Origin of the sequence: Pseudomonas rossensis (assembly GCF_039888995.1) — a bacterium.
Lineage (GTDB): Bacteria > Pseudomonadota > Gammaproteobacteria > Pseudomonadales > Pseudomonadaceae > Aquipseudomonas > Aquipseudomonas rossensis.
Genome location: NZ_JBBWCB010000402.1, coordinates 1 through 237, shown reverse-complemented (window position 1 = coordinate 237; position 237 = coordinate 1). Strand labels below are relative to the sequence as shown.

Here is a 237-nt window from a genome sequence, read left to right as displayed (position 1 = left end):
TGGAGCAATACGGGCATTGCAGCGGGCAACGATAGGTCAACTCCGCCAACAGCCACAGCGGCGGACCCGGACGCGAGTCACTCGATCCAGAATTGAGCATGGGCCACCTCCAGAAACGCAGCACATCTTCGTCGATCCCCGGTACGCCGGGGAAACTCGCAGACAGTCGATCAATGATCGCCGCGACACTGCGCTGGCCGTCCACCAGATCAAGGATCTGCCCGGCACTGATGTTGA

The 237-nt window shown here is 60.8% G+C and carries 1 protein-coding gene and 1 pseudogene; both read right to left on the bottom strand.

Annotated features, from left to right (window positions below; all coding sequences use genetic code 11):
• On the bottom strand, nt 1–100 hold a 100-nt coding region (locus WLY71_RS31045; RefSeq protein ID WP_347806615.1), incomplete at its 3' end, for a hypothetical protein.
• Nucleotides 78–237: pseudogene (gene pqqD, locus WLY71_RS31040) on the bottom strand (pyrroloquinoline quinone biosynthesis peptide chaperone PqqD); the annotation flags it as partial. The gene WLY71_RS31045 and the pseudogene pqqD, both read right to left, overlap by 23 nt.